Raw genomic sequence first — 10,479 nt, 5'->3', positions numbered from 1 at the left:
GCGCTATTGACCCGTGCCCTGCCAGAATTGGCTAAGCACACCATCACTAACCCGAAAGGTGAGCCGACGATTAACTTCTCTGATAGTGAGGCGGTACGCGTCCTCAATCAAGCGTTGCTCGCGCATTACTATGGCGTGAAGTTTTGGGATATTCCAGAAGGCTATCTCTGCCCGCCGATACCGGGTCGCGCCGATTACATCCATTATATTGCCGACTTACTGGCGCAAACCACGCACGTTAATGCTGACAACACCCCGCCGACGGGTAAAGAAATTCACGCCCTTGATATTGGTACCGGTGCCAGTGCCATTTATCCAATTATCGGTAGCCAAAGCTATGGTTGGCGCTTTACCGCGAGCGATATTGACCCTATTTCAGTCAATACCGCCGCGCTGATTTGCGAAGCCAATCCAAAGCTAAAAAGTGCCGTTAAAGTAAAACTACAGCCTGAGCCTAAGTTTATTTTTAAAAACATCATCGGTCGTCAAGATTACTTCGATGTGGTCGTTTGCAACCCACCGTTTCATGCGTCATTAGAAGAAGCGATGCAAGCCAATACCCGCAAGCAGCATAATCTGCAACGCCATCGTGGCAAAAATGAAAACGAGCAAATCAGCCGCCATTCAACCAAGGCTGGAAATGCTGCGCAAAATCTCAACTTCGGCGGTCAGCATAAAGAGCTGTGGTCTGAGGGCGGCGAAATTGCCTTCTTGACCAAAATGATAAAAGAAAGCCAAGATTTTGCCGAGCACGTTGGCTGGTTTACCAGCTTGGTGTCAAAGTCAGAGAACGTGAAACCGTTACAACTATTATTAAAACAGCTTGATGTTGCCCAAATGCGCATCATCGAGATGAGCCAAGGACAAAAGAATACCCGTGTTCTAGCGTGGCGCTTTAATATTGACGAAGCGTAATTAATAAAAAATGACTATCTAAAAAATATTTATTTAAAGTTTCACGTGAAACAAAAAAGACCGCTACAAATCTCATAGTGGTCTTTTTGTTTAAAAATTAGGCAAACATACTTTTAGCTAAAAAACATTACCTTTAAGCCAATAAGTATAAGTACTATACCACCAAGCGCCTCCGCCTTGTCCTCAAGATAGGTGCCTGAATTTTTACCCAAATAAACACCAAAAACGCTAAAAATAGCCGTGATAATAGCGATAATGATACAAGCCAGCCACGCATTAAGCGCCAATAAATTAAGCGTAAAGCCAGCTGCCATCGCATCAATACTTGTCGCAATCGCAAGGGTAAACATGGTGCGATGATTGGTATTTTTCTTTAGGCTGTCATTGACAAAAACTGGCTCGCTATTTATATGCAAGGCTTTATCTACTGCCTCTTCCTCATCTCTACAAAACACTTCATAAAGCATTTTTCCGCCAAGACCGATAAGGATAAAGCCACCAATCCAAGGTGCAGCCGCAGCCAACCAGCCTAATAAAGCGGCGCCCAATAAATAACCAATCAATGGCATCACGCCCTGCGCAACACCAAAATACAAACCCGCATAAATCGCCAAACGCCGCACATAATGGCGATGCTGGTTTTGAGATTTCGCGCCCAATCCAATCGCAACAGCAAACGCATCCATCGCAAGGGCAATAGCAAGTAATATAACTTCAATCATTTTATTCTTCGCTTATTTCTGCTTATTGCCATAAGTTTCACGTGAAACACTACATCAATCTAATCGTTTACCTTTTCCCAAAAACTACGCTTTTTACCATGCTTGTCTTTAAGGGTAGTGACATATTCTTTATGAGTCGCAAGTTCACTGTAAGGCTTAGACGATTTACTAATAACCGTATCAAGCTTGGTTAGGTGATCGAAGTAGCGAGCGGCGTGACCATAAGCTTTGCTGCGAGAGCTGTCTAGAATATCGTTAAGTAAAATGCGATAAATAATAACTTGAAGTAAATCTGTCTTAGTTGGCAAATCTTTTAACATGCTTGTGAGATCTGTATAATGCACATCAGCAAACTGAGAATGACGGGCAACTGCGACCTCATTAGCAAGCTCAATCTCTCCTATTTCTAGCAGTAGCGATGTAGCCATAAATACATTTTCTTGTTGTTCTGCCAGCTCATAAGCTCTTTTTCGCCACTTAGATTGCTGAGCAGGACTGGCCACAGCCATGATAGCTTTTAGCCGCGAAGGGGTTGATTGTAGCTCAAACGCCTCACCTCCATGAGCGCGTCGGTATCTTTTTGCATGTGATATATGTGACTCAGCCAATCCAAACGTCTGATCTTATCTAATAGACCATCGCTTTGCCACTCTTCATTTAAGTAGTGTAGTGCCTTATCAAAAGCTCTTTGATTTAGCAGAAATGTTAGCAACTCTTCTAATCTTCGAGGATGAACCGGTCTAGTCTCTTGCATCTCAAAGAATATGGTTTCAAAAAAACCCACATCACCTAGCGCACTTGTTAGGTTTTTTATGGCGATCTCAATTACCATCTTGTCATAGTTAATTGAAAAAGCATCATCACTTAAAGGGCTGTTTCGCCTTTCATTGAGCGTATCTTTAATTGCTTTTTTTGTTTGGATATTCTCACGCTCTTGCTGATAATCAGCGATCAATCTACGTATCTCAGGCTCAGATAACAGTTGATCAATGTTTTCTAATAAACTATCTTTGGTACCATAATCATTATCGTCAGCCAGCGCTTTTACTTTCTTTACCCAAGCTTGGCTGAGTATATCGCGCTCATCAACAGGTATGTCTCGCTTTTCTTGCTCATAGCAAGTGCTAGCCACTGCTAACCAAAATGACGTCAAACTCCTATAAACATCACCGATATAACCGTTGGAATCATCAGCACGTTCTAGGCTAGAACTAGTAGACTCTATAAATAACTCAAGTAACGTCAAGCACTCTTTTGGTTGCTCAGGATAAAGGCTCATTATATCGCTGGCTAAATGCTGAAGCTCAATAGCAAATTCACTAGATTCCCAGTAATCTACAAACTTCTTTCGTCTTCTAAGTCCTTTTAGTGTAGTGGTTAACTTTTTTATAAGTTTAGGTTTATCTGATTGTAATAGCAGACGCTCAATTTTTTTATCGAGCATTTTATCTATACCATACACCTCAGAGACAAAATCAATTAAGGTCTTTTTTGATAGTTGTGACAAATACTTCTTTTGTTCTGCATTTAGCATAGTATTCCCTTCACTACTTTATTGATAATATTTCACATGAAAAAAGCCACCTTGCGAGCAAGATGACTTTATACCAATAAACAATTATATTCAAACTTCAAAACTATAACTTCAAGGTCTATAAACTAAAAGCTAAATATCTAAATTAGACACGGTCAACGCATTCTCTTCAATGAAAATACGACGTGGTTCGACATGGTCACCCATCAGACAGGTAAACATATGGTCAGCAGCAATCGCATCTTCAATCGTGACACGCAACATACGACGGTTTTCAGGATCCATGGTGGTATCCCAAAGCTGATCAGCGTTCATCTCACCCAGCCCTTTATAGCGCTGAATCGCCAAACCACGACGCGCCTCAAGCATCATCTGTTGCCATAGATAATCAAAATCGCGTACTGGGATATCTTTGGTGGTACCTGCGGTGGCCTCACGGCGGATAAAGGCATCTTCTGCAAGCAAGGTATTCCATTCCGCGGATAAGCGCAGCAGCTTAGTATACTCACCTGAATTGATAAAGCTGGCATCTAACAGATAATGATGCGCCAATTGATGCACATAAACAGTGATACGCGGTAACCATTGAGCTTTGGCAGATAAAGAATCACTGTTATCAGCAGATGTTTCACTTTCATCAGGTTCTACCACTGCGGTCATACCCAATAAATCAGCAGCGGCAGCATCCATATTTTTTGGTTGCGGTGCATGGATATTGACCAGTTCAATCTCAGGACTTAAGTCACTACCAAAGTTCTCAAGCTGTGTTTGTAATGACGCTTTCCACGCTTCCATCGCTGATTTATCATAAGTCATATCGGTGCTAAGCTTCGGCGTATGGGTCAATGCATCCAATAACACCGCTGGGTAACGAATCTGCAAACGCGCTTTGATAAGTTGGGTTTGGTTATAATCATTGAGCAAGGTCTCAAGCGCTTGCCCAGTAATAGCAGGCGCATCGGCACTGATATGCAATTTAGTATTATCAATCGTCGAGGATAATAAATACGCTTTTAAGGCTTCATCGTCTTTTAAATACAGCTCTTGACGACCTTTTTTTACTTTATAAAGTGGTGGCTGAGCGATATAAATATAACCGCGCTCAATCAATTCTGGCGTTTGGCGGAAGAAAAAGGTCAACAGCAGCGTACGAATATGCGAGCCATCCACGTCCGCATCAGTCATGATAATGATTTTATGATAGCGGACTTTGTCAGGATTATATTCATCCGGACCAATGCCGCAACCAAGCGCGGTAATCAAGTTACCCACTTCAGCAGAAGACAGCATTTTGTCAAAACGAGCACGCTCAACGTTAAGAATCTTACCTTTTAGTGGCAAAATTGCTTGGGTCTTACGGCTACGGCCTTGCTTGGCTGAACCACCAGCAGAATCCCCTTCCACAATATAAAGCTCTGATAATGCCGGATCTTTTTCTTGGCAATCCGCCAATTTTCCCGGCAGGCCAGCGATATCTAACGTGGTTTTACGACGCGTCATTTCACGGGCTTTACGCGCCGCATCACGGGCACGCGCCGCATCGATAATCTTACTGGCAATTGCTTTACCCGCACTTGGATTTTCCAGCAAATAGTCGTTAAACTTATCATGCATTGCCGATTCAACCGCAGATTTCACTTCACTTGAAACCAGCTTGTCTTTGGTTTGACTTGAGAATTTTGGATCTGGCACTTTAACAGAAACAATCGCGGTCAAACCTTCACGAGCATCATCGCCAGTAGCAACGACTTTCTCTTTTTTGAATAAATTCTCACGATCCATATAGCTGTTAAGGCCGCGCGTCAATGCTGAACGGAAACCTGATAAATGCGTGCCGCCATCGCGCTGCGGGATATTATTGGTAAAGCAGAGTACTTTTTCGTTATAGGTGTCTGTCCACTGCAGCGCCACTTCGACACTGATGCCGTCGTCTTGCTCGCTGGTGAAATGAAAGACGTCATTGATGCCATCTTTACCAGCATTGATATAGCTGACAAACTCTGACAAACCGCCTTTATGCTCAAACTCATGACGTTTATCGATACGCTCATCGGTTAAGACAATACGCACACCCGAGTTTAAGAAAGACAACTCACGTAAGCGTTTGGCTAAAATATCGTACTCAAAGATAGTTCCGGTAAAGACATCATTACTTGGGTAAAAACGGATTTGCGTTCCCGTTTTATCGGTCGCTTCCATTTGCTGAATATCCGCATCAGGAACGCCGTCGGTATAAGTTTGATGGTAATGATAGCCTTCACGCCAGATATTCATCTCAAGCTTTTTAGATAGAGCGTTTACAACCGAAACTCCAACACCATGAAGACCGCCCGATACTTTATAGCTGTTATCGTCAAACTTACCGCCAGCATGCAGTACCGTCATGATAACCTGCGCCGCCGATACACCTTCTTCTGGATGGATGTCCACAGGAACACCGCGGCCGTTATCCATGACGCTGACCGACTCGTCTTCATGGATAATAATATCAATTTGGTCACAATGACCGGCCAACGCCTCATCGATAGAGTTATCCACCACCTCAAAGACCATATGATGCAAGCCGGTACCATCATCGGTATCACCAATATACATACCCGGACGTACGCGCACCGCTTCTAGTCCGCGCAATACACGAATATCTTTGGAGCTATAATCAGAGGGCATTCCTTCAGGGACGGCAGCAGGTGTAATAGTCTCTAGTGCGCTGTCGGTCATCAATTGTTCGTGGTCGGTAGGTAATGAATCACTCATGTGCATTCCTTAATCTAGCCATTATCAGCTATTTGTCATCTGCTCACCACAATGGCAATGCTCGACGACGTTATCTTAGATTTAACGTTTTATGGTCAAAATATTTAATTATATGGTTAGCAAAAACTTTATCAGATGCCGCTTAAAAGAATATAAACAGTGTTAAAGAAGCAACCAAAAACATAATCTGTTTTCCGATCACTATTTTTAATATACGCTCATGCTTTTTTCACACATCATTAAAACAAATTAGAAATAAGCACATATCTATCAAACACTTAGAAGCTAAAATTTATTAATAAACCCTCAAGCAATGCTGATGAAAATTTGTAAGATAACTTGCTGAGAACAGAGCAAAAATAAAGCTCTATTTTAACATTTTTCTAGCGCTAAGTCACTGTTTACTGACAGTTTTCTCGGTATTAAGCAAGTATTTTAGAAAGGCTGCTTTTCTGCTAAAAACATAAGCATAATAATGAAATTTTGCGGAAGATATGAAACGTGGTTGATAAAAATGAAGCACAAACTTAGCGAATATTGATCATCGAAACCAGTTTATAAAAGCGTTTTTTATAAACGTATTAGGCTTCCTTGTTTCACGTGAAACAAATTAGGTTCTGACCAATACTTATGCACCAACGGTAAAATATCGTTGGTTAAGCTGGTCATAAATACCTGACATGGTAGCTGCGCCAAAGTCGACAACAGAATTTGTATCGCCCTAGCGTCAAGTTCAGCGGTAATATCGTCTAGTAGCACTACTGGCGTGGCTCGCGCTTTATTATGGTCATTTGGCAAAATAACACTGCTATTGTCTTTTTCTATCGCATGGGTAGAAGTGTTTTCATTAAGCAATAACGGCAATTGCGATAAGCGTAGAGCGGTAATTAACAGTTTTTTCTCGCCGCGGGAGAGAACGTTAGCAGCCTGTTCTTTTATAATCGGTAGTTTGGCCGCGGTGTCTGCTTTTTCTACGGTTCTTGACACTGCAATTGCACTGCTGTCTGCTTCGTTGTTAGCATGCTCTGATAAATCAATAGAGCGCCAATGTACATGAATATCGGCGCGGTGATTACCTATCCGCGTATAACCCAGCTGCAAATCCTGCTCCAAACGCTCGTTAAGCTGGATATCTAGCGGGATATTGGTGTCATAGCCGGCATTATAGCTTAAACTTAGTTGCTGAGCGTAGGTAGGCAATAACTGCGTGATACTCTTCGCAAAGTAAGGCTGCCAATCGCTAAAGACTCGCTCACGATAATGATGAATAAGAGCCGCATGACTAGCAAGCCCTTTGTCCCATGATTTTAACTCAGTAAGCTGCACTGGCGTTAAGTGATGGCTCTTTTTTAGCAAACTATTGCGCTGTTTTAACAAACGCTGATAAGCGATCCATTGCGGATGAAAGCCCTGTTTCATGTGAAACACTAGCCAATCTAATAACTGTCTGCGGCTGGCACTACCCTGCTCTAACATATCCATCGATGACGGATCTATCAGTAATGTGGGTAGCTGCTCGGTTAAGATGCTTTGGTTATAAACCGTGGTTTGATTCAGCCGTAGAACCGTCGTCGCATCTGCTTGCTTTTGAATAGCTAAGGTGCTGCCATCATTGAGCTTAGCGTGTACCGTTGCCGCATTTTGATGGTGCTGAATATAGCGTTTAGGCTGATGATGGCGGAAGCTTTTGCCTCTTGAAAGTAAAAATATCGCTTCAAGTAAGGAGGTTTTGCCACTGCCATTTGAACCGATAATAACGTTGCAAGCAGCAGTATTTAAACTGATCTGGGTCAGATTACGCAGGTGTGAGATCTGTAGACGTTCAATCATAAGGGTGACAGCCGCCTATATTACGCTCATTATTTAGCAAGCAAAAGTTTGTTATTTTATAGGGTGGCCAATTTATATACGCATGGGCATAATAACATACTGATGGAAGTCATCATTGAGCTGATTGACCAGTACCGAAGCATTGGATTGGCTCATATGCATTTGCAAATCACCTTGAATCACGCCCAAGACGTCTTGTAGATACGCCGCATTAAATGACAGCTCCATCGGCTCGCCTTGATACTTTGCTTGTATCATCTCGACTGCCTCGTCTTGCTCAGCGTTATTAGCACGTACTTCTACCATACCATCGCTAGCAAAATTAAACACCACACCGCGAGATTTCTCATTACTTAAAATTGCCACCCGGCGCAGCACATCAGTCATTTTTTCTTGATTAAATAGTGCCAATTTATCCGTATTGCTTGGCATGACGCGGCGATAATCAGGGAATTTACCATCGATAAGACGCGCGGTAAAGGTCACCATTAAATCATCACTCACCTGCCCTGTACTATCGACATCACCAAAGGGTAAGCTTACTTGTAAGAATTCACGGCCAAAGCTCAATGTCACAGCATTATCTTTATCGCCCAGCATCTTACCAAGCTCAGAAGCCAAACGCTCAAGCTCAATCACCGCTTTACGCGGCAAAATTGCTTGCATACTTAAGTCGCTACTGACATCAATAACACTACGCGCTAACGCCAATCTATGGCCGTCAGTCGCAACTGTAGTTAACTGCTGCTGTGACACATCAAATAGCATACCAGTCAAATAGTAACGAACATCTTGGATAGCCATTGCAAATTGGGTTTTATGAATTAAGTCGGTCAAACGACTACGACTGATGGTCAAAGGAGTAATATTTTCAGGATTACCAAGACTTGGATAATCTTCGCTTGGCAATGTGCCTAAAGTAAAACGACTCTTACCACTGGTCAAGAGACAGCGCTCATTTTCTTGAGTGGTCAGATTGACCTGCGCTTGCGTGGGCAATGATTTACAGATATCTCTGAGCTTTGTCGCAGGTAAAGTGGTTGTACCTGCTTCGATACAAGCACTAGCAGGCAATTTTAACGTCGATGTCAGCTCTACTTCTAAGTCAGAAGCGGTTAAAATAAGTGCCTCCTCAGACAATTGCAGCTTAATATTGCCCAAGATAACCATGTTGTGGCGCTTATCGGCGGCCTTGGCAATCAAGTTAATGGCTTTTAGTAACGACTCTCGATTAATCGATAATTGCATGCTTAGTTACTCTTGTTTATTAGTTGCTCTTATTAAAAGAATTTTTATACGTTTTTAAATCATAGGGTTTTAAAATAATGGCTTAATAATACCTTGTCTACTGATGATAATCCATACAGCGTCTGTCCGCTAATCATTAAAATATTATAAACCATATCGACTCGTGACAACATTATGACGCCATAAGCTTCTAACCCGCTTGCAACATCAAGGCAAGCGTTTTGTAATCCTTATCAAACGCGGGGTCAGCGGCGCGTAGCTCATTGACCTTATCACAAGCATGCATCACTGTCGTGTGGTCGCGTCCGCCAAATGACTGACCAATTTCAGGGAAGCTATCACTGGTTAATTCGCGTGATAAGGCCATCGCTATTTGTCGTGGTCTGGCAATACTGCGCGTACGTTTACGACCCATGATATCTTTTACGCTTACATCATAGTATTCGGCGACCACTTTACGAATATTATCCATATTTACCGCTTGCACGCGCATGGCAACGATATCTTTTAGGGCGTATTGCACCATCTCAAGTGTAATGGGCGCGCCCGTCAAGTTGGCATTGGCAAACACTTGGTTTAATGCACCTTCTAATCGCCTAACATTAGAAACCACGTTTTGAGCGATGAATAGGGCACACTCTTTAGGCAGGCTCATGCCATACGATGCCGCTTTTCTTTGTAAAATTTGTACTCGAGTATCAATTTCAGGTGGATCTACTGCAACCGTCAAACCCCAAGAAAAGCGCGACCTGAAACGCTCGTCAAACTCCGTCATTTGTGATGGATGCCGATCTGATGCCAAAATCAGTTGCTTATCACCGCTGGTAAAGTCTGCAAATAAGGTCAAAAACTCATTGCTACTTTTTGTTTTGCCAGCTAATACATGAATATCATCTACAATTAATAAATCTACTTTTTTTATTTTCTTTTTAAAATCTTCTATTTTATTATTTCTTAATGAATAAACCAATTGATTAATAAATTTTTCGGAAGTGAAATAATAAAAACTTAGATTATTTTTTAAATAGCGATGCGCTACAGAATGCATTAAATGCGTTTTTCCTAAACCAGAAGGTCCGTATATAAATAAAGGATTGTGCCGATTTTTTGATTGGCGTTTTCCAAGCTCGTAACAGGCCTTATAAGCTAAGTTATTAGACTTACCAGTGACAAAGGTTTCAAAGGTGAAGTCAGGATTCAAATAGCTTAATGATTTGGCATCGGCAGACTCAATCAGTTCTGCATGACGCATATTGGCATCGATATCCGCTCTAGCAATATCATTATGCGTGCTTTGAAAATGGTAATCAGTAGGGGTAGGGGAGGGCTGGTCTTCTTCAAACAATGAGCCTGACTGCGACTGACTACTATCAACCATCTCACGGCCAGCATTATCAACACGTACAATAACGGCTTCAATATTACCTTGGCTATGCTTAGCAACTAACTGCTCGATGTCGTGTAAGTGATTCTTTT

The 10,479-nt window shown here is 42.2% G+C and carries 8 protein-coding genes; 1 reads left to right on the top strand and 7 read right to left on the bottom strand.

Annotation, left to right across the window (positions count from 1 at the left end):
- On the top strand, positions 1 to 915 hold a 915-nt coding region (gene rlmF / locus V7D75_RS11520; protein WP_333614666.1), incomplete at its 5' end, for a 23S rRNA (adenine(1618)-N(6))-methyltransferase RlmF.
- A 113-nt stretch (positions 916 to 1,028) separates the two neighbouring features.
- Here rlmF and V7D75_RS11515 read toward each other — a convergent pair.
- The 7 genes from V7D75_RS11515 to dnaA all read right to left on the bottom strand — a co-directional run.
- Positions 1,029 to 1,637: a manganese efflux pump MntP gene (locus tag V7D75_RS11515; RefSeq protein WP_333614665.1), complete on the bottom strand. Its 609-nt coding sequence runs from the start codon at positions 1,635 to 1,637 to the stop codon at positions 1,029 to 1,031.
- 59 nt (positions 1,638 to 1,696) lie between these two features.
- Positions 1,697 to 2,146 carry a DUF6880 family protein gene (locus V7D75_RS11510; protein WP_333614664.1) on the bottom strand — a complete coding sequence of 150 codons (450 nt, stop codon included), beginning with the start codon at positions 2,144 to 2,146 and terminating at the stop codon, positions 1,697 to 1,699.
- An 8-nt stretch (positions 2,147 to 2,154) separates the two neighbouring features.
- Positions 2,155 to 3,171 (bottom strand): DUF6880 family protein, encoded by a 1,017-nt coding sequence (locus tag V7D75_RS11505; RefSeq protein ID WP_333614663.1) that lies wholly within the window; start codon positions 3,169 to 3,171, stop codon positions 2,155 to 2,157.
- 132 nt (positions 3,172 to 3,303) lie between these two features.
- A complete protein-coding gene (gene gyrB / locus V7D75_RS11500) occupies positions 3,304 to 5,838 on the bottom strand; it encodes a DNA topoisomerase (ATP-hydrolyzing) subunit B (RefSeq protein ID WP_333614671.1) in 2,535 nt (844 codons plus the stop codon).
- 657 nt (positions 5,839 to 6,495) lie between these two features.
- A complete protein-coding gene (gene recF, locus V7D75_RS11495; RefSeq protein ID WP_333614662.1) occupies positions 6,496 to 7,755 on the bottom strand; it encodes a DNA replication/repair protein RecF in 1,260 nt (419 codons plus the stop codon).
- Positions 7,756 to 7,827: 72 nt separating this feature from the next.
- Positions 7,828 to 9,003 (bottom strand): DNA polymerase III subunit beta, encoded by a 1,176-nt coding sequence (dnaN, locus tag V7D75_RS11490; RefSeq protein ID WP_333614661.1) that lies wholly within the window; start codon positions 9,001 to 9,003, stop codon positions 7,828 to 7,830.
- A gap of 190 nt (positions 9,004 to 9,193) precedes the next feature.
- Positions 9,194 to 10,479 (bottom strand): chromosomal replication initiator protein DnaA (gene dnaA, locus V7D75_RS11485; RefSeq protein WP_333614660.1); only part of this gene is annotated, 1,286 nt, incomplete at its 5' end.

The sequence above is a fragment of the Psychrobacter sp. genome, from assembly GCF_036731945.1.
GTDB lineage: Bacteria > Pseudomonadota > Gammaproteobacteria > Pseudomonadales > Moraxellaceae > Psychrobacter.
Note: the sequence above shows the minus strand (reverse complement) of the source record. Positions and strands in the feature narration are given on the sequence as shown.